Below are 24,103 nucleotides of genomic sequence, written 5' to 3' on the forward strand. Positions count from 1 at the left end.
TATGTCTAAGTACGACTCCCATTTGAAATGTTCATTTTGTGGCAAGTCTCAAGAGCAGGTGCGTAAATTAATCGCAGGGCCGGGAGTCTACATCTGCGATGAATGCGTTGACTTGTGTAATGAAATACTAGACGAGGAGTTAATCGATACTAATGGTGCGGCAGCACAACCAGCACCGAGAGCAGAGCCACCTCAAAAACGGCGTACCCACTCTTCTAGTATTTCATTTAATCAAATACCCAAGCCAAGAGAAATTAAAAAGTATTTAGACGAACACGTCATTGGTCAAGACGAAGCGAAGAAAGTGCTGTCAGTTGCTGTTTACAACCACTACAAGCGGCTGGCAGTTATTCAGTCTAAAGCCAGTGGCAAACCTGGGGCAGATGATGCCATAGAACTGCAAAAGTCGAACATCCTGCTCGTCGGCCCGACCGGCTGCGGCAAGACGCTGCTGGCGCAGACGCTGGCGCGCATCCTCGACGTGCCGTTTACGATGGCCGATGCGACGACGCTGACCGAGGCGGGCTATGTCGGCGAGGACGTCGAGAACATCATCCTCAAGCTGCTCCAGGCGTCGGACTACAATGTCGAGCGGGCGCAGCGCGGCATCGTCTATATCGACGAGATCGACAAGATCAGCCGCAAGGCCGAGAACCCGTCGATCACGCGCGACGTGTCCGGCGAGGGCGTGCAGCAGGCGCTGCTGAAGCTGATGGAGGGCACCACCGCCTCCGTGCCGCCGCAGGGCGGGCGCAAGCACCCTTATCAAGACTGCATCCAGATTGATACAAGTAATATTTTGTTCGTCTGTGGTGGTGCCTTTGGGGGCTTAGAGAAAATTGTAGATCAGAGAGTTGGCAAAAAAGCAATCGGCTTTGTGCAACCAGGAGAAGGGCAATCAAAAGAGAAGCGAGCAGCAGACACTCTTCGCCATCTAGAACCGGATGATTTGGTAAAATTTGGCCTGATTCCAGAATTTATTGGGCGGATGCCAATGGTAGCAGTCGTAGATCCGCTAGATGAAGAAGCGCTGATGGCGATTCTCACTCAACCACGCAGCGCCTTAGTGAAGCAGTACCAAAAGCTACTGAAGATGGATAATGTCCAGCTAGATTTTAAAGCAGATGCTTTACGAGCGATCGCTCAAGAAGCTTATCGGCGTAAAACTGGTGCGAGAGCGTTACGTGGTATTGTCGAAGAATTGATGTTGGATGTAATGTATGAGTTACCATCCCGTAAGGATGTGACACGCTGTACAGTTACGAAAGAAATGGTCGAGAAGCGATCGACTGCTGAACTGATAATACATCCGTCTTCACTACCGAAGCCAGAATCAGCTTAATAGTCATTAGTCATTGGTCATTAGTCATTGGTCAAAAAATAAGGAATAATAACCATATACCAGCGACTAATGACAACTGACAAAGGACAAATGACTAATGCCTTATATTAATGTTCGTGGCGTTGAGCATTACTACGAATGGGTGAAAAAACCATCCGGTTCTTTGGTAAAACCAGTGATGGTTTTTATGCATGGTTGGGCTGGTTCGGCTAGATATTGGCAAAATACTGCTGATGCTTTATCAGAGCAATTTGATTGTTTACTCTACGATATGCGGGGATTTGGCCGTTCTAGGGGAAAGCCAACTATCGCCCAAGCAAGTGAAGCTGTTGCCGAATCTGATTCCCCACAGGAAGAATCAGAGGCAATTAAAGAGCTAACCTATGAATTAGAGGAATACGCTGATGATTTGGCAGTCTTGTTAGATGGGTTGTATCTTCAGCGTGTTTATATCAATGCTCATTCAATGGGCGCATCTGTTGCTACTTTATTTTTTAACCGCTATCCCGAACGAGTAGAACGAGGAATTTTAACTTGTAGCGGCATTTTCGAGTACGATGAAAAATCTTTTAGTGCTTTTCATAAATTTGGTGGCTATGTAGTGAAATTCCGTCCCAAATGGTTAAGCAAAATTCCATTTGTTGACCGGATGTTTATGGCCAGATTTCTGTATAGTTCAATACCATATTCTGAGCGGCAAGCTTTTTTGGAAGATTTTCTCGAAGCAGATTACGATGCGGCTTTAGGAACAATTTTTACTTCAGTCAGTAAGGCTCAATCTGAAGTGATGCCGCAAGAGTTTGCTAAGCTGACAGTGCCGACTCTACTCGTGGCGGGGGAGTATGATAAAATTATTCCAGCCGAGATGGGGCGTCAAGCGGCTGCATTGAGTGACAAAGTGAAATTTGTGATGATTCGTAACACAGCGCATTTCCCAATGTTGGAAGATGCGCCAACTTATATGCAACAGGTACAAGAGTTTTTGCAAATTAACACGCCACAGCCACAGTTGAGTTAAGTGATTTTTCGGATAGCCTGTACAAATTCGGCAACAGCGTCGTATTGGTCAGGATGTTCGATATATTGCAGCAACAAAGCTGGGTCTAAATTCGCAAAGAAACCGCTACGGTTTACTTCTTGATATTCGCCACTTGCATTTAAACGGAATATTTTTATCTGGTTAGACTTCCAGAACCAAACTTCAGGGACTTTTTTGGGTTTGTATAACTCTTTTCGGTTAATTGTGCCGCTAGTAACAATAATTTCAATAACAATGTCAGGAACTTCTCCTTTTGTGTTGATGCTGTAAGACTCATCGGGTGTGCCAGAAGCATACCCAGGTTCTTCCAAAGTAAAACCACCACGACCGTAAAACCGGATTCCCAACTCTCGCATATAAGCTTCTAGCAAGTAGCCAAGGGTTCTTTTCACTTCCTCGTGTTTTTCACCAATGGGGGACATAATTTCTAATATTCCTGACAAATAAGAGAGTCGCACATTGCGGTTGTCTTTTAGCTGTACCTCAATAGCTTTGAATTCCTCCCAAGAAACATCTGCGACGGTCACTAATTTCTCTTGTATGGGATAGTTCAGAAGTGGGATGCTCATATCGCCTCTCAACAGTTTCAGATATACATCTCTTGATTGCTTTCAGCAAACCAATGTAGGGTTGCATTTCCACAATCATAATCCTGAGTTATTTGCTAGGTGTGTCCGTCTATGCCATTTTTACCCTTTTGATTAACTCAAACCCAGTTCTCGTTTTAGCAAGTTAATCGAGTTAGCGCCGATATAATTTTCAACCTTAATCAGCTTTGGTGGACGAATAATATCTTCATCAGATGCTTGCACGGCTGCTTGCACTGCCGCAAAACTGGCTTGATCGCTGATGATTACCTCAGCCCGCTTAACCATTGCCTGAAGTTTGTAAGCGTCTTTTGGCTGCGAAGTCATTACCAGTAGTTCATCGCCCCGCAAACCGTGGAGGATGACTTCTGCGGCTCGCGCAATCCCGGAACTAAGGCTAACTATGCCTACACAGTTTTCTTTTGGTAGGGTTTTCAAAAGGCTGAGTTCTTTGCTGTAGTCGTAGATATCCAGAGGAATTACCCGTGCAGCTTTTGGAGCTGCGATCGCTTCCACATTACTGATAAAATACCGACTTGTGACGACTGTCGCAGAGGTAGTTTTATCTAGCACAGCCGTTAATTCTTCCATTGCTACCAACTGCACTGGTATTTTTAGCGATCTCTCTAATTCATAGACCATCAACTCACCAGCACCCATATCATAAGATGGAACTGCAACCAGTACCCGCGCACTACAACGCAAGCGCCAGTCAATTTCCGCTAAAAATAGCTCCCTGGCTTGATTCAGTGAACATCCTTGGGTGAGCAACTCGTCAAGTGCTTGCTGGACAACTTGATAGGCATCAGGATTTTGTTTGAGAATTGGTGATTGCAGTCTGCTACCGCCCTCATGACCTTGGGGACGAACATAAATTCCCGAACCAGCCATACTTTCAACAAATCCGTCTTCTTCTAGTTGACGGTAAACTTTGCTTATGGTATTGCGGTGTAACCCAGTTTGCATTGCCAGCGCTCTTGTGCTTGGTAATTTGTAAGCAGGGGGATATTGCCGAGAAGCGATCGCAAATCGGATTTGATTAAACAGCTGGGTTGATGCCGGAATTTCGCTGTCTGGCTGAATACGGAATTGAATCATCACCAAACCTCCTTAATACTAAGTGCTGCTAGCGGATAGCTAGGGTTTAGCCCGTGCTGAGTTTTGAGTGCTGGGTTTGAGTCTTAAGTGTTGCTTTCCTACTCAGCACTTAGTATTCAGCATCCTTTGATAACTAGTTTTAGTTTTTACATACAAAATACGTTATTTACATATAAAGTTTTTCTGATACAAATTTCTAATGCGCTTACTATTGGTAATTGATAATTTAATTAGAAAAAGCTGGGCATACTGGCATAGTTATATCAAATAAACACACGGCTAATCACATAGCACTGGTAAAAATTATTATGACAGAGCAAGGAACAATTACCACAACGATTAATCTTTTGCAAGATAATATTCAAGTGCCTGCTTATCTAGCAGAGCCAAAAGAACCTGGCTCTTACCCAGGAGTTGTGGTATTACAGGAAATTTTTGGTATCAACGCTCACATTCGGGAAGTTACAGAACGGATTGCCAAACTTGGGTATGTTGCCATAGCACCTGCACTTTTTCAACGGATTGCTCCCGGCTTTGAAACCGGATACACACCCGAAGATATTGAAACGGGCAGAGGCTACGCCATGCAGACTCAAGCATCAGAGTTATTGAGCGATATTCAAGTAGCAATTGACTACCTCAAAAATCTGCCCCAAGTGAAAAAAGATGGCTTTGGCTGGTGCGATTCGTTGATTAGTGAATCACGGTAAACAGTCCGTAAATAACTAATCCAGCCCGACAGCAGATTACTGTCATTAAAGGCTGAACTCTCGGTTTGATGTAGGTGAAAGCCCTACCATTCAGACTCAGAATTGACTCCTTATCTGCCCACACCGAACAAGCTCGGTTCTTGTAGAGTGAAGCTGGGAACAGGGCGCAATCAGACAACCGTTACGGGTTGACACTGGCGCTAATAGGGAGTTCCTATGATGAAACAGGGTCTAGAAAAGCAACTTAAGCCAAAGCAGGGCGTAACTCCCAAAAACCCCTGACTTCACTGGAGTTTATTCCCGCCGCATTATTAGCCAGAGAAACGGCAAGAGTCCAGGGAATCCAGTAGTTGAAATGACCACATCTAACGGAACAATCAATCTTTCCGAGGGAACGAATAAAAACGATGTGTGAGTCTTGGGGCAGTCGAACCCCAGGTAGGCTAGACGAGAAGCGGAACTCTCACAAGTCGGGTAGGACAGACCGTAATTGGTCTGAGGTGTTCAGAATACACAAACTAAAGAAGAGAAAATGATTAGACACAGTTACAAAACTAGTGAATCTTGGAGAGCGTTACCGTGGAAGAAATTCCGCCGAAATCTTTTCCGCCTTCAGAAGCGCGTGTACAAAGCTGTTCAAGTTGGAAACAAGCGGAAAGCTAGGTTACTCCAAAAGCTTATTCTAAAATCAACCTCGGCTCGATTTCTTGCAATAAGGCAAGTATCTCAGTTAAACGCTGGTAAAAAGACGGCTGGTATTGATGGTAAGAAATCCCTCACATTTGAAGAACGCTTCAACCTTGAAGAACTACTGAAAATGAATAGTGGAAATTGGAAGCATCAAGGACTACGGGAAATCCCCATCCCCAAGAAGGACGGGACTACCAGAATACTTAAGATACCTACCATCGCGGATAGAGCTTGGCAATGCCTAGCAAAATATGCACTAGAATCAGCACACGAAGCCACTTTCCATGCCAGGAGCTACGGGTTCAGAACTGGGCGCTCTGCCCATGATGCACAACAATACATCTTCAAAAACCTACCACAAAGGCGGAGAAATTTGGCGGTCATGTTGCATATCTTGCAGCCACCTTGCCAGATATTAAAGCTACTGCTTCCTTCTACGGTGCTGGAATTACCACTCGCACACCGGGAGGAGGCGCTCCTACTGTCACCCGCACCAGAGAAATTCCAGGTACTCTCTATGCCTTCTTTGGTACAGAAGATGCTAGCATCCCAGCCGAACAAGTAGATGAGATTGCAGCAGAGTTAGAAAAATATAAAATTCTTCATCGCGTGTTTCGCTACGATGGAGCTGATCACGGATTTTTCTGTAACCACCGTGCCAGTTATAATCCTAAAGCTGCGGCCGATGCTTGGGAGCAAGTAAAACAACTCTTTGGTCAACTAAACTGAAGCATACGCAGCCAAGTTAATCATTGGTCATTGGTCATTGGTAAATACGAAGGACAAATGACAAATGACAAATGACAATCTAAACTTCAGTTGCACCATATCAAATAACAACTAATCTTCAAAAGTCATGAATTCCGAATCGAAACTTTCTCAAACAGCCAATTCGTCCTTTACAATGGACGATTTTGCCAAAGCACTAGAAAAACACGACTACCAATTTCAAAAGGGACAGCTTGTACATGGCAAAGTGTTCCAACTTGACCATGATGGAGCTTATGTGGATATTGGTGGCAAGTCGTCAGCTTTTCTGCCACGCGATGAGGCTTCTTTGAGAGCAGTTACCGATTTATCGGAAGTGCTGCCATTGCAAGAGGAAATGCAATTTTTGATTATCCGAGATCAGGATGCAGAAGGGCAAGTTACCCTTTCTCGCAAGCAGTTGGAAATTCAGCACATCTGGGAACGACTGACCGAAATGCAGGAAAATGCTCAGACTGTGCAAGTACGGGTTATGGGTGTGAATAAAGGTGGTGTCACCGTCGATATTCTTTCTTTGCGGGGATTTATCCCGCGATCGCACCTGGCAGAGCGTGATAATTTAGAAGCACTCAAAGGTCAAAATCTGACTGTCGGCTTTTTGGAAATTAATCGCAACACCAATAAACTCATTCTTTCTCAACGTTTAGCAACTCGTTCTAGCAACTTCAGCTTATTAGAACTAGGTCAACTAGTAGAAGGCAAAATTACTGGCATCAAACCTTTTGGTGTATTTGTCGATTTAAATGGGATGAGCGCCTTACTTCATATCAAGCAGGTAAGCCAAAAATTCATTGATTCTTTAGAAAAAGTATTTCAAGTTGGTCAGCCAATTAAAGCTGTAATTATTGACTTGGATGAAGGTAAAGGGCGGGTTGCTCTTTCTACCAGAGTTTTGGAAAACTTTCCTGGCGAAGTGCTAGAGAATATGGATGAAGTCATGGCTTCAGCTGAGGTGCGTGCTAATAGAGCTAATAACAAAGTATCTGAATAGCTTTGAAGTGGGCCGCTTGCACAAAGTAGAAATAGTGCAATTGCACTTGTGGTAGGTAGAATGAATCGGTGAATATAGCCCAAAAATTGAGCAATAATCCAAATAGTGGGTTATTTTGTCCCCCTGCATCTACAAAGATGTAGGGGGATTATAAATTGAGAAAACTTTTCACAGACTCTCTTCTTTGATCTGATTAGAAATGCGGGTAAAAATAATTTCAGCCAGCTTCAGATTGAGAGTCTCAAAATAAATTCTGTGGCAGAGTTGTGGGCAATGCCAAAATTATCCAATAGGTCTATTGTAAAAATTATTATGTAGTATTAAACTTTTATCTATTGTGATATTGAATCATCCGATTTCAATACGCTAAGATTTACCGCAAAACTTCACTCAGCTAAATTCTCTACGCGACAATTATTTATGAATGTTAATCCCGATCAGACACTGATTCATCAGAAAATATATGCGAAAGAATTACGTTCCCTGATGCCACCTGAAGCATTTATCCCCGATCCAAGTAAGTTAATTATCTTATTCATTAATCTAGCAATTTTGATTCTAGGCTGGATGATAGCAGCGCGGTTAGATTGTTGGCCGCCATACCTTTTATGGCTTTATCTACCTTTAAGCATAATTATGGGCAATAGCGTGGTTGTCTTATTGTTCAGCACCCATGATTTGATGCATGGTAGCGTGATTAAAAACCCCCGGTTAACTTATATCATTAGCTTTCTAGGGTTAACAATGTTGTGGATGCCACCAACGCTGTGGAAAGCAGTTCATAATCGAGTACATCATAATCACACTAATGATTTAGACGACCCCGATCGCAATTACTTATATGAACAGCCTTCAACCTGGGGAAAATGGATTCAGGACTTATTTGTGCCTTCAACTGAAGTCAATCCTATATGGTTCATAGTGGGAATGACTTCTGCTTGGGGAGTACATACTTTTCGCAATGTGACATCTGTGCTATTTTTCAATCATGAATCCGTCGATTATGTTCCTGCTGCATTTACAGTTAGTGCTAAAGATCGTCGAGCGATCGCAGGGGAATTATTGATGATGATTGTGATTCATCTAAGTATCCTAATCTATCTTCAATTTGAACCCATAAAGCTCATATTTGGTTACTTTTTACCGATTGCAATTGGTTATGCTGGAGTAATTTTTTATATTTATACAAATCATTTACTTTGTCCGATGACTAACGTTAATGATCCACTAATTAATAGTATGTCTCTCCGGGTTCACAAAATATTTGATCTCTTACATTTAAATTTTTCTCACCATACCGAACATCATCTTTTCCCAGGAATGAACTCTGACTATTATGTTCTGGTTAGGGATTTATTAGAAACTCACTATTCTGAAAGTTTCAATTTATTGGATGCTGGGGAGGCTTGGTATTTGCTGCTGCAAACTCCTCGGCATTATAAAGATGAAATTACTCTTACAGATTGGTCAGGAGAAAAGTCTGTTCCCTGTCCTACAAGCGACAATTAGGGCGTTTTTGCTCTTCCCCGTTGAAAGTTAGTTTATGGACTCTTCAAGAATCCCCCGGCTTGTAGCCGTGGTATCAACAAGTAAAACAAATTCCATTATCCTAATCCCCTGCATCTACAAACGATATAGGGGATAATTTTTAGAGTATTAAAATGAATAAGGTGTGACTTATTGAGATGAGAATATCTTCAGCATGGTAACAAAGTATAAAAATATTCTCATATCTCTGTTTAAGTATTGCTCAATGGGTTTTGAGCATATATTGGGCATTTTGACAAATGTAAACGCTGAAAGTATTCAATTTAGGTATTTATATGTTTCTGGTAACTGGAGCAACAGGAGGAATTGGTCGCAGAGTTATCCGACTCCTACGGCAAAGAGAACAGTCTGTGCGTGCGTTTGTTCGCCTTACCTCGCGTTATAGCGAGTTAGAACACCGGGGTGCAGAAATCTTCATTGGTGACTTGCTAGAGGAAAAAGATATCGAGAAAGCTAGTCGGGGCGTGCGGTATATTATCAGCGCCCACGGTTCTGATAGCGATGCCCTATCTTTAGATTACCGCGCTAATATTGAACTCATTGATCAGGCAAAAGCCAATGGTGTAGAACATTTCGTGTTCATTTCCGTACTCGGAGCCGATCGCGGATATGAAGACGCTCCCGTTTTCAAAGCTAAACGAGCAGTAGAGCGATATTTGTCAGCTAGTGGCTTAAATTACACTATTTTACGCCCATCTGGATTAGCATCTAACTTGCTGCCATTAGTAGAACGATTTCGGGAAACGGGATTCTATCTGCTCATTGGCGATCGCAAAAACCGTAGCTCAATTGTCAGTACTGATGATTTAGCAAGGATAGTAGTGGATTCTGTGACAGTTGAAGGCGCTCGCAACCAGATTTTACCCGTTGGAGGGCCGGAGATTTTATTACGAGAAGATATTCCTCGAATTTTTGGTCGGATCTTCAACAAACAGCCAGTAATAATTAACTCACCACTATTTGCAGTTGATGGGTTACAGAGTGTATTAGGTTTAATTAATCCCCAAATTCAAAAAGCTTTGGGAACTTATCGCACATTGCTAGCAAATGAATTTTTCTGTACAAAAGATGAAATTGCCAATTTAGAAGTGATTTATAACTTTCAGTTGGAGACATTAGAAAACTTTTTGCGGCGCTATTTAGCAGTTTGAATAGTCATTAGTCATTAGTCATTGGTCATTCGTGAATAATCAAGGACAAATGACTAATGACAAATGACAAAGAACAAAGGACAAAAATATATGGTAAATGCTGCTCAAGCACGTCAGACTAAAGAGCGATTCGCCCAACCAGAGGAACAACTCACCTATGAATTGGGTAAAGCAGTACAGGAATTGCCACCCCTGTACACGAGATTATTAGCGGGAACGATGAGCGTCATCGTATTTGGAGCGATCGCTTGGGCGTATTTCTCGCAAATAGATGAAGTAGCAACAGCACCAGGAGAATTAATTGCTTCCACACAGGTAAGACCAGTGACATCCTTGGGTGGAGGGTCAATTATTGCTGTTAAAGTTAGAGAAGGCGATCGCGTTACTAAAGGTCAAATTCTGATTCAAAAAGATCCAGACTTGCAAAAAACCGATGTTTCCCGCCTAGCGAAATCTAGCAGATTGATTCAGGACGATTTGCAACGTTTGAATGCAGAACGTATTGGAGGCACAACTACTGGGACAAAATTGCAAGATGAACTTTTAAGCTCACGCCTGCAAGACTTCCAAGCACGTCAAGCAGGAGCGGAAGCAGAAGCAAATCGCCAGATAGCACTCATAGATCAAGCCAAAGTCCGCTTGAGTCGCTTACAAGACAACTTAGTTAATGCCAAAAGCAGTGTTGCAAATGCTAAAAGCAACCTAGTCAATGCAGATAGCATCCGAATTAAAATTGAAAGTAATTTGGCACTTGCACAAGAAAGGGAAAAAAGCTTACGCACCCTAATTACTCCTGGCGCTGTTCCCCGTGTCGATTACTTGGATGCCCAAGAAAGGCTAACTCGTGCAAAAACAGAAATCACCAGAGCGCAGGATGAAGTTATCAACGCCCAAAACCGAATAACAGAGGCTCAAGATAAAGTCACATCATTAGAAAAAGATATTGCTGCCCAAGTCCAGGAAATTCACCAAGCAGAACAAGCCTACAACGCTGCACGCAGTCAGGCCAAGCGTGTATCATCAGAACGCCAAAGTGAAATTTTGACGCAGTTTAACAAGCGTAAAGAAGAACTGACAACTGTTCAAGGTCAATTAGAGCAGGCGATAAAGCAGCAATCTTTGGAAACCATTGAAGCTCCTGTTGCTGGTACGATTTACAGAGTCAAAGCCACTAGGGGTCCAGTTCAATCGGGTGAAGAATTGGTGTCAATTTTGCCAGAAGGAGAAGAAATGCTCCTAGAGGTAAAAGTTCTGAACCGCGACATTGGGTTTATCCGTCAAGGAATGAAGGCAAAAGTGAAAATGGCGACTTTCCCATTCCAAGAATTTGGTGTTGTGGATGGGGAAGTCATGCAAGTCAGTCCCAATGCAATTATTGATAAAGAATTAGGCTTAGTTTTTCCTACAAGAATTAAGCTAAATAAACACTCAGTCAACGTGCGGGGGCAAGAAGTAGAATTTACACCAGGGATGACTGCTACAGGTGAAATTGTTACTCGTAAAAAGTCAATTTTGACATTCATCACTGAGCCTGTGACACGGCGATTCAACGAGGCATTTTCTGTTAGGTAGGTTTCTAGTACAACACGGCGTAAGTAAACCAACCATTCTAAATTGACGAAATGCTTATGCTGTATTCATTTTGACTTTTGACTTTTGATTTTTGACTTCCGCGTAGCGGTACTAGCCTCTTCTATTTTCATAACCACCTCAAAAGCGATGTCTGAGTTGGGCTACGCTTATGTACCCCATAATGCACAGCTAAAAGTTAAGGGTTTAGAATTGCTAAACCCTTAAATTCATTCGCAATGTATAAGCGGGTTGGTTGATTTTATTAATCGACCAGTATGGAACTAAACTGCAAATTACTATAATTTTCCATACCGATCTATTGGTTTTTAGATTTCCTGTAGTAGTTTACCAAAACTCAGATTATTCTCATTATTATTGCTACTCAAATTGATGCTGCCCAGAATATCCTCATAGTTTGGGAATTGCGACCATAATTCTGGATTAGCTAATATATTATTACCTTCGGCTGGCGTGAGATACTTTGCGGTTTCTGCGATAATTTGACCGATTAGAAAACTAAAACCAGAATTATTCAAATTCGCTATAGTTTCTGGTGTCAAATATGTTACAGTTTGTGCAATTGTTTGACCAATTAGAGAATTAAAACCAGAATTATTCAAATTCGCCATAGTCTGTGGTGTCAAATATTTTACGTTTTGTGCGATTGTTTGACCAATTAGAGAACTAAAACCAGAATTATTCAAATTCGCCATAGTCTCTGGTGTCAAATATGTTGCTGTTTGTGTGATTGTTTGTGCGATCGCTTGACCAATTAGCGAACCAAAATTGGAAGTATTAAAACTAGAAATCGTCTGTGACGAGAGATAATTTTCGGTCTGTGTATAGACGTTTAGCAGATTATCGTCAGATATTGCCTGACTTGTCAGAGAACTGGTATTAAAACTATAACTTGTAGTTTGTGTGTTATTTTTTGCTGTTTCTGCAATTACCCGACTCGCTAGAGAATTGACATTAGAAACATTAAAACTAGAGCTTGTTGTTGTAGTTTGTGTACTATTTCCTGCTGTTTCTGTAACAATCTGACGTACTTGGGCATCAGTTAGGTTGGGGTTAGCACTAAGCATCAAAGCAACTACACCAGCAACGTGGGGAGTAGCCATAGAAGTGCCGCTATAAGTGGCATATTGATTATTTGGAACTGATGAATAGACTTTAACTCCTGGGGCTGTTACATAAGAGATTTCATCCGTTCCAGAGCGATTAGAGAAATCGGGCATATTATTATCTCTATCTACTGCCCCAACTGCAATTCCCGACTTGTATGCATAGCGGGCGGGATAGTCTGGTGATGAGTCACCATCATTACCTGCTGCCATGACAACAATCACTCCTTTGCTGCTGGCATAGTTAATGGCTGACTCTAGAGTACGATTGGCAGATCCGCCACCTAGACTGAGGTTAATCACATTAGCTCCATTATCCACAGCGTAGCGAATACCTTTAGAGATGGAACTATAGGAACCAGAGCCAGACTCATTCAAAACTTTGACGGGCATAATCTTGGCATTGTATGCAATACCAGTGACACCGTAGTTATTATTTTCCCCTGCGATCGTGCCAGAAACATGAGTGCCATGACCGTTGTTATCTAGGGTGTTGTTGTTTTTCTCAGAGAAGTTCCAGCCGTAATTATCATCAATATAGCCATTGCCATCATCATCTATACCGTTACCTGCAATTTCATTGGCATTCGTCCAGATATTATTTCTTAAATCCTCATGGTTATAATCAACCCCAGTATCTATGACAGCAACAACAACGCCTTTACCTGTGTATCCCTGTGCCCAAACTTCCGGTGCTTTAACGAGGTCTGCTCCCCAATTATTGCCACCCAAATCAGGAACATCAGCAAAGGTATTCTGACCAGTAACTTTGGCCACTGCTGCTGCCCCATTAATCAAGCCATAGCCATTAATGGAGTTATAACTTTCAGTAGTAAAAGTATTAACGTTACTGCTATTTTCTGAGTCACCGTTATTTAATAACTGCACATCAGCATCTGCTGATTTATAGCTACTACCTCCCCTGAGGTTGAGACTATAGTCATTCTTCGTATTAAAGCTATCTAATGAGTAAATTGAAGTGACATTGAGCCGTTTATTTGACAACACATTGTTACTAACATCATCATTTAGCATAAGTATTTTTTCTCAAAGATAACAATCGTTTTTTAACAGGTTGAAGCGTTAACACCTTTACAAAAGAAGATTCTAAGGTTGAAATAATAAACTCCCTTGTCAATAATTACTATGTAATCTAATAAAAAAATGCTAATCCCACTACTAAATCACACAAGCACGCTAATTGTTTGAAGAAATGCTTAACTAGTTAAGTTAAGGCAGCCTTTGTGATCTAACACTATTTAACTAAATAGCTGATACAAATATATGGATAGGAGCATATAGATGTACGCCCCTACCCATATATTTTTTTACATATAATTTTTGAAAATGATTTAAAGCATAGAGAATTGGAAAGCAACTTCTTTGTCAATGCAAAAAACTATTAATAGGACTGCTAGCAAATTATCTAGACAGGCACAGCAACAAAATAGAGAGTGATTGTTCTTTGTTTATCGCTTACGTGAGTTATACCCGTAGGGGCACGGTATGTTCCCTACACCTTGCGATATAATTTTGTACCGCATCTGAATAGGAACAGCTATATGTTACTTTTTCAGAGTTTTAGGGAACTCTATTAATAGAACCTTATAGGTTTAGCACTCTGTTTAGATATCAATAAAAATCGATTCTTTAGGATATTTACTTCTGTGTAATGACCTATTGTATAAATCCCTATTGTCCAAAACCTGTTGACCCAGTGAATGCAAACAACCTTATTTGCCGTAACTGTGGGTCAGAAATACTGTTGCAAGGTCGCTATCGGGTAATCAAACAACTAGGACAAGGTGGCTTTGGTAACACTTTTCAAGTTGACGAGTGTGGGAAAACTAAAGTACCCACATTCCGCACCCTAACTGTCACAAGTTCATTAGTACTTAACTAATTGGGTCGGTGAACAGTACTTATGAACTATAAGGTGAAGTTGTATTTTAAACCTTAATAAGAATTTATTCTATTAATGTGTGATTAACTTTAAGCCAAAGCCTCCAGGTGTGTATGTGAAAGTTACAGTGTAAACTCACGCGGTTTGACATTACAAATAAATTTTTATGTTCATCAAATGAGAAGATGACAGTTGTTGTAACTTTCATTTCATAACCATGTTTAACCACCAAGAGATTGAAATTCAGAACATAGATCATTTGGGTATAATTGCAGGGATTATAGATGCCATAGGCTTAGTAGATATTATTAATGAATTAGTCGGTGAAGATGCACAAGAAAAAATTAGTCCGGGACATGTAGTTAAAGCAATGATATTAAATGGACTGGGTTTTGTAAGCAGTCCATTATATATGTTCCCAGAGTTTTTTAAAGATAAACCTTGTGAACATCTAATTGGAGAAGGAGTAAAATTTTAGATGAAAAATCTCTTAGTAATGATGATATGCTTTCCGAATACAAGGCACAGCAAAGCTGTGAGCGGGGATTTGGATTTCTCAAAGACCCCTTATTTTTTGCAGATAGTATTTTTCTGAAATCTCCAGAAAGAATTGAAGCTATGGCTATGATAATGGGATTATGCCTATTAGTTTATACTTTAGCTCAAAGACAAATAAGAAAAGCTTTATCGGCATCTGAATCTACTATTAAAAATCAGCTTGGTAAATCTATAAATAATCCGACTATGCGATGGATATTTCAACGCTTTCAATCTATACATTTAGTAAAATTTGATAATGAAATATCAATATCTAATTTGAATTTGGAAACAGAATATATTCTGAGTTTTTTGCCAGAGAATTGTCGTTATTATTATAAATGTTAATCAGGCTGTATCTACAATCTATTTGTCATAGAGACTATTAATTAAAATTCATAGTCACAAATTGTAATCACTTTTAATTTGTATATCATAAACTAGACATAGATATTAGTTTAACATTCATAAATTTTTATCTATTAATTAAACGTCAATACTTATTGCTTCTTATTGAGAATAAAATATTATTTAGGATAAGTAAATAATATGAGTATACGAGCCAGGGAAGTATTTTTTTACTCTCATTGTCGAGAAAATATTCAGTAAAAACCCCTTTGTGACAGTTAGGGTGCGGAATGTGGGTTGGTAATTAGGTGGTGTTAAAAACAGTAATGTACTAATATGTTGGGTTACGCAAGAAAACCCAACAGCAACAAACTTAATTTTTACCAACAATACCTGATACCTTTCCTTTAAAGCTGCCATGTATGACAATATCTGTAAATTCATTGCCGAAAACTTCAAAGATGATTTAGCAACTTGGTTACTAGGTTCACCGATTAAATTAACAGAACTTAGCCCTACTGAATTATCAAGCGAACCAATTCGCGCCGATTCATTAATTTTATTGCAATCTGATAATTTAGTTCTACATACCGAATTTCAAACCGACGCTGATGAAGCCATCCCGTTTCGGATGTTAGATTATAGGGTTAGGGTTTATCGCCGCTTTCCTAACAAAGAAATGCGTCAAGTAGTAATCTATTTGAGAAAAACAAGTTCAGAATTAGTCAATGAAAACAGTTTTAAATTAAACAACACTTATCATCAATTTGAGGTAATACGCCTGTGGGAACAACCAACAGAAAGATTTATGAGTGTCCCAGGCTTATTACCCTTTGCCGTGCTAAGTCAGACAAACGATCCTACAATGGTATTAACCCAAGTAGCCAAAGCAGTTGAAGCAATTAGCGATCGCCCAGCTACAAAGAAATATAGCTGCTGCTAGTGGAATTTTAGCAGGACTGGTGTTAGATAAAAATGTAATTAGCAAAATATTAAGGAGTGAGATTATGCGCGAATCAGTCATTTATCAACAAATCCTAGAAGAAGGCGAAGCCAAAGGTAAAGCAGAAACAACAAGAAAGTTGGCTTTAAATTTGTTGCAAATTGGAATGAGTTTAGAGCAAATTGCTCAAGTTACTGAATTATCTATTGAACAAATTCAAGTTTTACAAGAGAGATTCAAAAATCTTAAATTTTAATGAGTCGCTTTATAAAACACATGGCTATACAAGCAAAACCCGTTAATGCGGGTTTCAAAGTTTTTATAAGTCCGTGCAGACGCAATTTCTAATGGCCTGATTGAAATTCTCCAACTAAAATCTCTGCACTTTGTGGTGTACGCGGGAACGGAATCACATCACGAATATTTCCCATACTGTCATAATTGCACAAGCCGTTCAAAACCTAATCCAAAACCAGCGTGGGGGACAGTACCATAACGACGCAAATCAAGATACCACCACAAGTCTTCTGGTTTTAACCCTTGCGCTAATACACGGCGTTCTAGAACTTCTAAGCGTTCTTCGCGCTGGGAACCGCCGACAATTTCGCCAATTTTCGGTGCAAGAATATCCATTGCGCGGACGGTTTTTTCATCGTCGTTCAAGCGCATATAAAATGCTTTGATTTGCGCTGGATAATCTGTAACGATCGCAGGCTTTTTAAATAATTGTTCAGCTAGATACCGTTCATGTTCTGATTGTAAATCTAAACCCCAACTCACTGGATATTCAAATTTAACATCAGCTTTTTCTAAAAGTTTGATGGCTTCTGTATAAGTTAACCGTTCAAACTGATTATTAATAATATTTTCGGCTGTTGCCAACACAGACTTATCAATGCGTTCATTGAAAAATTCCATATCTTCTGGGCAAGTTTCCAACACATATTTAAAAATGTGTTTGAGAAACGCCTCAGCTAAATCCATATCGCCTTCTAAGTCACAAAAAGCCATTTCTGGCTCAACCATCCAAAATTCTGCTAGGTGGCGGGAGGTATTGGAATTTTCTGCACGGAAGGTAGGGCCAAAGGTGTAGACGTTACTAAACGCCATCGCCATAACTTCCGCTTCCAACTGGCCGCTAACTGTTAAATATGTAGGTTTAGCAAAAAAGTCTTGGCTGTAATCTACTGCTTGGTTTTCTGTGCGGGGAATATTCTTTAAATCTAAACTGGTAACGCTAAACAGTTCACCAGCGCCTTCGCAATCGCTAGCGGTGATGATGGGTGTGTGTACCCACAAAAAGCCTCTTTCTTGGAAGAATTGGTGAATTGCTGTCGAACAAGCATTTCTGACGCGGAAAACTGCACCAAAAGAATTAGTCCGCGATCGCAAATGTCCAATGGTTCGCAAAAACTCAAAGGAATGGCGTTTCTTTTGCAGGGGATATGTATCGGGATCAGCTTCACCGTAAACTTTGACGGACTCGGCTTTCAACTCAATTCGCTGTCCTTTACCCAGAGAAGCCACCAGTACCCCTGTAGCCTCAACAGCAGCACCCGTATTCAGTTTTTTCAATATAGCTTCGTAATCTGGCAAATCCTGATTGATGACGACTTGCAAATTAGCTAGCGATGAGCCGTCATTGACTTCAATAAAAGCAAATCCTTTTGACTCACGTTTTGTCCTCACCCAGCCTTGCACTTGGAGGGACTCATCAGGTTGGCCACTTCGCAATATTTCTGCAATCCGTCGATTTACCATATTTACCCAGCATAAGACTTTAATATCCAGCCTATGATAACGCCCATTCCACCAAAGCGGACGACTTGCCAGAAAGGTTTTTTGAGGCTACGCCAAGAAAAAATAACTGGCTTTCTAAGTTCACTTCTAGCCTTTCCAACTGCTGTTGAATTTGCCGTAACTCTGCTTTGATTTCTGGTGTCTGAGATTTATTGTGCTTTAGTTGATCCCGACGCTGTTGCCATTGTGCCTGTTGTTGGCGATCGCGTTGCACTTGATCGTAACGTTCTTTTAAGGATAAGAGCGATCGCTCTACTTCCTCTAGTTCTTGTTCAAAATCTGGTTCGGGATTCTCTGCTGACGGCTGTGATTGTTTTGGCGGCTTCATTTACAAGTAGTAAAGTAGAAGTAAATGCAAATGTGCCAATAGTTATGTCCCAATCTACCCAGCTGCCGAAAACCAGTCAACTGAATGAACTTAGTACTCTGGAACTAGCTCAAGCCCTCATGGAAAGACTGAGCATTTCCCCTAACGATTGGCATCGCCTCAAGTCTAACCGCAATTCCCGCGCTAATGAACAAGTGGCAGCAGCTATTGTGTATCTTTTAAAGAATCAGCCACAAGAAGCTCAAGCGAGACTAGAACAAGCAATTGGTTGGTTAGATCGCTCTATTTCAGCACCTCCCTGTCCTACTCACGGAAAGTAGGGAGTAGGGAGTAGGGAATAAAAAAATCAAAAAAATAATAACTTTCCCCACTCCCCACTCACCATTCCCCTATTATCGCCGCAGAGATAATCCCCGACGAGCTTCCATTTGTTTACAAAGCCTCAATTCTGTGCCTTTGCGGTTCCACTCTACCTGATCAAAGATTTGGTGCAGAAGACATAAACCACGACCATTTTCTGACTCATCTGGTGGGAGATAGTCTGTTGGTTCTTCTTCATTAGTAGATGAAGGAGTAAAGCCGTTACCCTGGTCTGAGATTATCCACCAATATTGATTATCTATTAAGGAAAAACGGACTACAACTGTTTTACTTGGATCAAGATTATTGCCATGTTTAGCTGCATTCACTAGGGCTTCTTGAAGTCCTAGCCGCAATTCTGCTTGTAATTTTGCTGGAATTTCTGCCAACCATAAATCTAATATCGGACAAAGGTAGAGGGTTGAGGCAAAACTAATAGTGCCCCAATAACGTCCAACTGGACGGAGTGAAATAGTAATCACAAGAGAAACCCCATAGCTTTCAGTTAGCTAGACATCGGTTTGCTATTACAGTCACCCTGATAAAACTTGAGGTGGTCATGCTGCCTTCAAACTTGCGTCTTTAAAACTAAATTTTGAAAATGCTAGGGAGCATTGGCTTTATAACTATGAGTTGGGATTGTTTAAACCTCTATCGGCTGGAATAAGTTTGATAATGATGTCAGCAAATGAAAAATATGCTGGTGATTATTTTAGAGAGTATTCGCATACTCTAGTTAGTTGCCGATTTATAATTCACACAATCTACTTCATATTTTTAAGAACCTATGCAACTTGAATTTATTTAAACAAAAGGAATTTTTATTTTTGGCTTAATTCAATTTTAGCATCTTTAGTATGCACTAGACTAAAAATTTCAAATTTCAGTTTTTGTAAAGGAATTACTATCCTTGTCCAAATTTGATAGCACAAGAAAGGCAGCAGCTTCAACATGAGCAGTTTGAGGGAAAAAATCAGCAGGTTGTACCCGTGTAATGGTATATTGCCCATCTTCACAAAGCAATTTCAGGTCACGGGCGAGGGTAGCTACTTTACAGCTGACGTAAACAATCCGAGATGGTTTCAATTGCCGTAAAGTGTCGATGACTGCGCGATCGCACCCCTTACGTGGCGGATCGAGTATTACTACTTCTGGTATTGTGCCCATTTTTGGAAGCAATTTCTCTACTGCCCCAACTTGGAATGTCACATTGTCAATTCCGTTGCGGTGGGCATTCAAAATAGCTTGTTCTACTGCTGCTGCTTGCACTTCTAATCCTGTGGCAATCCGTACTTTTTTGGCAAGGGGTAAAGTTAAAGTTCCAATACCACAGTAGGCATCAACTAGCAACTCATGCCCTTGAAGATTGAGTTCTGATTGAATTACCTGCAATAGTGCCTCTGCTGTTTCTGTATACACTTGAAAAAATGTATCTGGGCGCACTTGAAATTCCAATCCAGCAAAATTTTCACGCAGGTGTGGGACTCCAGCGATGCAACGGGTTTCTGATCCAAAGATAGCATTTGTGCGATCGCCATTGCGGTTGAGCGACACTCCTACTAACTGGGGATAGCGCTTTAACCATTCCTGCGCTTGGGTTTCAATTCCTGATAAATTCCAGTCTTTCACTACCAAAGTCAGCAACATTTCTCCGGTGTGCCGCCCAATGCGTAAACCGAGATGGCGAATTTGTCCTTTGATGACGCTGTTCGTCATAGATTCGCCAACCCCGTTGTTGAATATCTTGCTTAACTTCGGCAAGTAAGGGATTTAATCGTGAATCTTGGACTGGACATTGATTTAAATTAATTAATTGGTGACTACCTTTTTGGTAGTAACCAGCTTGTACCTGTCCTGTTGCCGATATACCCAGAGGATATGTAGATTTATTACGGTAGCCTAAAGCAGAAGGGGCAGCAAGTACCTGATCTACTGGTGGTTGGATAAAACCGCCAATACGTTTCCAAAGCTTGGATAACTTGATTTTGCTTGGCTACTAGCTGGTAATCATAATTAATATGCTGCCACTGGCAACCACCGCACTTATCCGCCACAATACAATTAGGTCGGATACGGTGGGGAGATGGCTCTAATAGCTCCTGGAGCTTCCCGTGGGCGTATTTTGGTTTAACATGAACCAAGCGGACAAGGGCGCGATCGCCTGGGACAGTATCTGGGACAAACACTACACGCTCATCAGCGCGTCCCACACCATCGCCTGTATCACTCAGATTAGCGATCGTAACTTCAATTAATTCACCCTGTTGCCAAATTATTTTAGTCATTTGTCGTTTATCATTTGTCATTTGTTATTGGGCATTGGGAATTGGGAATTAGTTATTTTTTCTTGCTTCCTCTGCTTCCCCTGCTTCCCCTGCTTCCCCTGCTCCCCCTGCTTCCCCTGCTCCTCACTCCCCCAAACAGATAAATTCAATACATAACTAGCTCCGATCCCTTCACTTGTGTACCTCCAACTCGCTAAACTAACAGATAATATTTCAGGTGATTTCAATCATCATGACTGTAATTAGCCAAGTTATTCTCAAAGCTGACGACGAACTGCGTTATCCCAGCAGTGGCGAACTTAAAAATATCAAAGACTTTTTGCAAACCGGCGTACAACGGACGCGGATTGCGTCTACCTTAGCCGAAAACGAAAAAAAGATAGTTCAGGAAGCAACCAAACAACTTTGGCAGAAGCCGTCCTGACTTTATCTCCCCTGGAGGTAATGCTTACGGAGAACGCCAACGCTCTCTATGTATTCGTGATTTTGGCTGGTACTTACGCCTAATTACCTATGGTGTTCTTGCTGGTGACAAAGAGCCAATTGAAAAAATCGGTTTGATTGGTGTGCGGGAAATGTACAATTCGTTGGGTGTTTCCCGTGCCTGGAATGGTAGAAGCGATCAATTCCCTCAAAACAGCTTCCCTTAGCTTATTGAGTACGGAAGACGCTGCTGAAGCGGCACCTTACTTTGATTACATCATTCAAGCGATGTCTTAATACAAAGTGTGTGCTGGTTTTAGGAGTATACTTCCGGTCTACTAGAGTGAGTGTAATATTTTAGCGCTCCATAGGCATAAGATACCCAATTTGATCATACCTTCCCCACATTTGGTAGTTGCTGTGGCAAAATCTCTGTCAAGTTACTAACCAGTTGTGGGGAAATTTATTTAAGTATAACTCTGGGGCATGTCTCAAAGGATGAAGGACATACGGACATAAAAAACCGACAGTCCTTGATTAAGGCTGTCGGCAATTAAGTGTGTTCCCTATTAATGACTCGGCTAGAGTTCAGTTGTCATTAATTATGCCTAGTTAGCGAGATGAGGGAGACGATCCTAATCATAGATATGTGTGATTCTCGTCACTTGATTGTTACATCTAAACTGCATATACTCGAATAATCTCTGAGTATCAGTATATATCCACAAATTTTGGTGTTAAGAGTTTCAGTGAAGTTACTTAGTTAAATTATCTTGAAATATCGTGTTTAATTTATACAAAAGTAGAAGTGCGTAGCTTTTCAGCGTAGGCATCGCGCTTTGCAACATAAATTAACTTAGCATCCTAAAATATTTTTAACGCCATTTACCAACATAGTTACTAATCCAAATGATGCGGTGGTCGCATAAATTGTATTAGGCAATCCTCCTACTGCTGTTGATATCGCCTCCATGCTAGCTCCTGCTATAAGCATTGTTATTACTGTACTTGCAATAGAAACAATCCCAGTAGCAGCTATACCCAAACCAACTTAAATTGCGCCGACTATAGCAATAATAGTACTCCATTCCAATAGATTAGGACTGTGACAAACCTGAATAAAGATTATAGGAAAATTCGTTTTACTACTTCAATATTGTTGCATTTAGTTAATCTTAATTTTACAAGCTATCCGGTAAGCGTAAAGCTCAGTCACTTCAGTGCTGAGATACAAGCGACTCGTGCGGTTTTAACCGCATTCAATCTTTCTTAACTATGACTTTTACGCCAGCCATGATAGTATAAGATAGGAGGTAAAGCGATGCTAGTTTTTGAGTTCAAAGCCTACGGTAAGTCGGCGCAATTATCGGCAGTAAATGATGCAATTCGGACTGCGAAGTTCATTCGCAATAGCTGTATTCGGCTATGGATGGACGTTAAAAGTACTGGCAAAAATGATTTGCAGAAATACTGCGCGGTGCTTGCAGCTAATTTTTCTTTTGCCAATGAACTCAATTCAATGGCTCGTCAAGCTAGTGCTGAAAGAGCATGGTCATCTATCTCTCGGTTTTATGATAATTGCAATAAGGGTATTCCAGGTAAAAAAGGTTTTCCCCAGTTCCAGAAAGATTGTCGCTCTGTTGAGTACAAGACATCAGGATGGAAGCTTGCCGATAATCGTAAATCGATAACCTTCACCGACAAGAAAGGTATTGGTCGTTTAAAACTCAAAGGCACTCGTGATTTGCACTTCTACCAAATTAACCAGATTAAACGGGTGAGATTGGTGAAACGTGCTGACGGTGTTTATGTTCAATTTTGCATTGATGTAGACCGTTCTGAAAACATAGAACCAACTGGCAACACAGTTGGTTTGGATGTTGGGTTGAAAGAATACTACACCGACTCTGATAGAACAATGGTTAAAAACCCAAAGTTTCTGCGTATTGGTGAAAAAGTTCTCAAGCGTTCCCAGCGTCGAGTCTCCAGAAGAGTAAAAGGTTCAAACAATCTTAGCAAGGCAAGACAGATTTTAGGTAATCGCCACCTCAAAATAAGTAGGCAACGTAAAGACCATGCTGTGAAATTAGCAAGGTGCGTAGTTCAGTCCAACGACTTGATAGCCTATGAAGATTTGAGGATTAAAAATATGGTGAAAAATCATTGTTTAGCCAAGTCTATTAATGACGCATCTTGGTATCAGTTCCGTGTCTGGATTGAATACTTTGGTAAAGTGTTCAAACGCGTAACAGTTGCGGTAAATCCGCAATACACAAGCCAGGAATGCTCTAGCTGTGGTGAAATTGTCAAGAAAAGCCTATCAACGAGAACACACGCTTGTAGTTGTGGATGCGTGATGGATAGGGATGAAAACGCAGCCAGAATAATCCTTAGTCGAGGATTGGGTACGGTAGGGCATACCGGAACCTTTGCGCTAGACGCAAGCAACGCTTTAGGAGATAAGTCCTCTGTTCAGGTTGGAGAAATCCTGCCTGAGTAAGTCATGTCTTTGATTAAAGAATCTCAGTGTCTTTAGACCTGAGAGTGTCAATTAGC

15 protein-coding genes and 9 pseudogenes are annotated in these 24,103 nt (G+C 41.0%); 16 read left to right on the forward strand and 8 right to left on the reverse strand.

What is annotated here, in order from left to right:
• Position 1: 1 nt before the first annotated feature.
• Both clpX and ANSO36C_RS14855 read left to right on the forward strand, forming a co-directional pair.
• Entirely contained in the window at positions 2-1,342 is a 1,341-nt protein-coding gene (clpX, locus tag ANSO36C_RS14850) for an ATP-dependent protease ATP-binding subunit ClpX (protein WP_251960153.1), read from the forward strand.
• A gap of 97 nt (positions 1,343-1,439) precedes the next feature.
• A complete protein-coding gene (locus ANSO36C_RS14855; protein WP_251960154.1) occupies positions 1,440-2,360 on the forward strand; it encodes an alpha/beta fold hydrolase in 921 nt (306 codons plus the stop codon).
• On the opposite strand, the gene ANSO36C_RS14860 is transcribed toward ANSO36C_RS14855, so the two are convergent.
• Positions 2,357-2,950: a Uma2 family endonuclease gene (locus tag ANSO36C_RS14860; RefSeq protein ID WP_251960155.1), complete on the reverse strand. Its 594-nt coding sequence runs from the start codon at positions 2,948-2,950 to the stop codon at positions 2,357-2,359. The genes ANSO36C_RS14855 and ANSO36C_RS14860 overlap by 4 nt on opposite strands.
• Positions 2,951-3,082: 132 nt before the next feature.
• Complete coding sequence (locus ANSO36C_RS14865) at positions 3,083-4,066, reverse strand: GntR family transcriptional regulator (RefSeq protein WP_251960156.1); 984 nt, start codon at positions 4,064-4,066, stop codon at positions 3,083-3,085.
• A gap of 308 nt (positions 4,067-4,374) precedes the next feature.
• Here ANSO36C_RS14865 and ANSO36C_RS14870 point away from each other — a divergent pair.
• From ANSO36C_RS14870 to ANSO36C_RS14900, 7 genes and pseudogenes are all read left to right on the forward strand, one after another.
• A pseudogene (locus ANSO36C_RS14870) lies at positions 4,375-4,743 on the forward strand (dienelactone hydrolase family protein); the annotation flags it as partial.
• Positions 4,744-5,308: 565 nt separating this feature from the next.
• Positions 5,309-5,821, forward strand: a pseudogene (locus tag ANSO36C_RS14875) (reverse transcriptase N-terminal domain-containing protein); the annotation flags it as partial.
• A 17-nt stretch (positions 5,822-5,838) separates the two neighbouring features.
• Positions 5,839-6,195, forward strand: a pseudogene (locus tag ANSO36C_RS14880) (dienelactone hydrolase family protein); the annotation flags it as partial.
• A 127-nt stretch (positions 6,196-6,322) separates the two neighbouring features.
• Positions 6,323-7,225, forward strand: coding sequence for a S1 RNA-binding domain-containing protein (locus ANSO36C_RS14885; protein WP_251960157.1), 903 nt, complete (start codon positions 6,323-6,325; stop codon positions 7,223-7,225).
• Between the two features lie 420 nt (positions 7,226-7,645).
• Positions 7,646-8,734 carry a fatty acid desaturase family protein gene (locus ANSO36C_RS14890; protein ID WP_251960158.1) on the forward strand — a complete coding sequence of 363 codons (1,089 nt, stop codon included), beginning with the start codon at positions 7,646-7,648 and terminating at the stop codon, positions 8,732-8,734.
• A 314-nt stretch (positions 8,735-9,048) separates the two neighbouring features.
• The gene (locus tag ANSO36C_RS14895; RefSeq protein WP_251960159.1) at positions 9,049-9,924 is read left to right on the forward strand and encodes an SDR family oxidoreductase; all 876 of its coding nucleotides are present in this window, start codon (positions 9,049-9,051) and stop codon (positions 9,922-9,924) included.
• A gap of 63 nt (positions 9,925-9,987) precedes the next feature.
• Complete coding sequence (locus tag ANSO36C_RS14900) at positions 9,988-11,496, forward strand: HlyD family efflux transporter periplasmic adaptor subunit (protein ID WP_251960160.1); 1,509 nt, start codon at positions 9,988-9,990, stop codon at positions 11,494-11,496.
• A 326-nt stretch (positions 11,497-11,822) separates the two neighbouring features.
• On the opposite strand, the gene ANSO36C_RS35285 is transcribed toward ANSO36C_RS14900, so the two are convergent.
• Positions 11,823-13,655 carry a S8 family peptidase gene (locus ANSO36C_RS35285; protein WP_251960161.1) on the reverse strand — a complete coding sequence of 611 codons (1,833 nt, stop codon included), beginning with the start codon at positions 13,653-13,655 and terminating at the stop codon, positions 11,823-11,825.
• A gap of 637 nt (positions 13,656-14,292) precedes the next feature.
• Here ANSO36C_RS35285 and ANSO36C_RS14910 point away from each other — a divergent pair.
• The 4 genes and pseudogenes from ANSO36C_RS14910 (at position 14,293) to ANSO36C_RS14925 (ending at position 16,607) form a co-directional block, all read left to right on the forward strand.
• Positions 14,293-14,523, forward strand: coding sequence for a 4-Cys prefix domain-containing protein (locus tag ANSO36C_RS14910; RefSeq protein ID WP_323374589.1), 231 nt, complete (start codon positions 14,293-14,295; stop codon positions 14,521-14,523).
• 217 nt (positions 14,524-14,740) lie between these two features.
• Positions 14,741-14,995: pseudogene (locus tag ANSO36C_RS14915) on the forward strand (DUF4277 domain-containing protein); the annotation flags it as partial.
• Positions 14,989-15,408, forward strand: a pseudogene (locus ANSO36C_RS14920) (IS1634 family transposase); the annotation flags it as partial. The pseudogenes ANSO36C_RS14915 and ANSO36C_RS14920, both read left to right, overlap by 7 nt.
• Positions 15,409-15,826: 418 nt before the next feature.
• Positions 15,827-16,607 (forward strand): annotated as a pseudogene (locus ANSO36C_RS14925) (Rpn family recombination-promoting nuclease/putative transposase).
• A gap of 88 nt (positions 16,608-16,695) precedes the next feature.
• On the opposite strand, the pseudogene asnS reads toward ANSO36C_RS14925, so the two are convergent.
• Positions 16,696-18,112: pseudogene (asnS, locus tag ANSO36C_RS14930) on the reverse strand (asparagine--tRNA ligase).
• Between the two features lie 2 nt (positions 18,113-18,114).
• Positions 18,115-18,479 (reverse strand): annotated as a pseudogene (locus ANSO36C_RS14935) (hypothetical protein).
• Between the two features lie 44 nt (positions 18,480-18,523).
• Between ANSO36C_RS14935 and ANSO36C_RS14940 the strand changes: the two are divergent.
• Positions 18,524-18,799, forward strand: a complete 276-nt coding sequence (locus ANSO36C_RS14940) for a DUF6439 family protein (protein WP_041565907.1) — start codon at positions 18,524-18,526, stop codon at positions 18,797-18,799.
• Between the two features lie 72 nt (positions 18,800-18,871).
• On the opposite strand, the gene ANSO36C_RS14945 is transcribed toward ANSO36C_RS14940, so the two are convergent.
• The 3 genes from ANSO36C_RS14945 to ANSO36C_RS14955 form a co-directional block, all read right to left on the reverse strand.
• The gene (locus ANSO36C_RS14945; RefSeq protein WP_251960163.1) at positions 18,872-19,321 is read right to left on the reverse strand and encodes an ATP-binding protein; all 450 of its coding nucleotides are present in this window, start codon (positions 19,319-19,321) and stop codon (positions 18,872-18,874) included.
• Positions 19,322-19,715: 394 nt separating this feature from the next.
• Positions 19,716-20,555, reverse strand: coding sequence for a 23S rRNA (uracil(1939)-C(5))-methyltransferase RlmD (gene rlmD / locus ANSO36C_RS14950; RefSeq protein WP_251960164.1), 840 nt, complete (start codon positions 20,553-20,555; stop codon positions 19,716-19,718).
• Between the two features lie 173 nt (positions 20,556-20,728).
• Entirely contained in the window at positions 20,729-21,145 is a 417-nt protein-coding gene (locus ANSO36C_RS14955; protein ID WP_251960165.1) for a TRAM domain-containing protein, read from the reverse strand.
• A gap of 211 nt (positions 21,146-21,356) precedes the next feature.
• On the opposite strand from ANSO36C_RS14955, the pseudogene ANSO36C_RS14960 reads away from it, so the two are divergent.
• Together ANSO36C_RS14960 and ANSO36C_RS14965 are read left to right on the forward strand one after the other, a co-directional pair.
• Positions 21,357-21,844, forward strand: a pseudogene (locus ANSO36C_RS14960) (allophycocyanin).
• Between the two features lie 1,024 nt (positions 21,845-22,868).
• A complete protein-coding gene (locus ANSO36C_RS14965) occupies positions 22,869-24,047 on the forward strand; it encodes an RNA-guided endonuclease InsQ/TnpB family protein (RefSeq protein ID WP_251960166.1) in 1,179 nt (392 codons plus the stop codon).
• Positions 24,048-24,103: the final 56 nt, after the last annotated feature.

This window comes from Nostoc cf. commune SO-36, from assembly GCF_023734775.1.
Classification (GTDB): domain Bacteria; phylum Cyanobacteriota; class Cyanobacteriia; order Cyanobacteriales; family Nostocaceae; genus Nostoc; species Nostoc commune_A.

Bases quoted from the DNA above. Each gene is read 5' to 3' on its own strand.
- clpX (WP_251960153.1), top strand. From the start codon at position 2: ATGTCTAAGTACGACTCCCATTTGAAATGTTCATTTTGTGGCAAGTCT.
- ANSO36C_RS14855 (WP_251960154.1), top strand. From the start codon at position 1,440: ATGCCTTATATTAATGTTCGTGGCGTTGAGCATTACTACGAATGGGTG.
- ANSO36C_RS14860 (WP_251960155.1), bottom strand. From the start codon at position 2,950: ATGAGCATCCCACTTCTGAACTATCCCATACAAGAGAAATTAGTGACC.
- ANSO36C_RS14865 (WP_251960156.1), bottom strand. From the start codon at position 4,066: ATGATTCAATTCCGTATTCAGCCAGACAGCGAAATTCCGGCATCAACC.
- ANSO36C_RS14885 (WP_251960157.1), top strand. From the start codon at position 6,323: ATGAATTCCGAATCGAAACTTTCTCAAACAGCCAATTCGTCCTTTACA.
- ANSO36C_RS14890 (WP_251960158.1), top strand. From the start codon at position 7,646: ATGAATGTTAATCCCGATCAGACACTGATTCATCAGAAAATATATGCG.
- ANSO36C_RS14895 (WP_251960159.1), top strand. From the start codon at position 9,049: ATGTTTCTGGTAACTGGAGCAACAGGAGGAATTGGTCGCAGAGTTATC.
- ANSO36C_RS14900 (WP_251960160.1), top strand. From the start codon at position 9,988: ATGACAAAGAACAAAGGACAAAAATATATGGTAAATGCTGCTCAAGCA.
- ANSO36C_RS35285 (WP_251960161.1), bottom strand. From the start codon at position 13,655: ATGCTAAATGATGATGTTAGTAACAATGTGTTGTCAAATAAACGGCTC.
- ANSO36C_RS14910 (WP_323374589.1), top strand. From the start codon at position 14,293: ATGACCTATTGTATAAATCCCTATTGTCCAAAACCTGTTGACCCAGTG.
- ANSO36C_RS14940 (WP_041565907.1), top strand. From the start codon at position 18,524: ATGTCCCAATCTACCCAGCTGCCGAAAACCAGTCAACTGAATGAACTT.
- rlmD (WP_251960164.1), bottom strand. From the start codon at position 20,555: ATGACGAACAGCGTCATCAAAGGACAAATTCGCCATCTCGGTTTACGC.
- ANSO36C_RS14955 (WP_251960165.1), bottom strand. From the start codon at position 21,145: ATGACAAATGATAAACGACAAATGACTAAAATAATTTGGCAACAGGGT.
- ANSO36C_RS14965 (WP_251960166.1), top strand. From the start codon at position 22,869: ATGCTAGTTTTTGAGTTCAAAGCCTACGGTAAGTCGGCGCAATTATCG.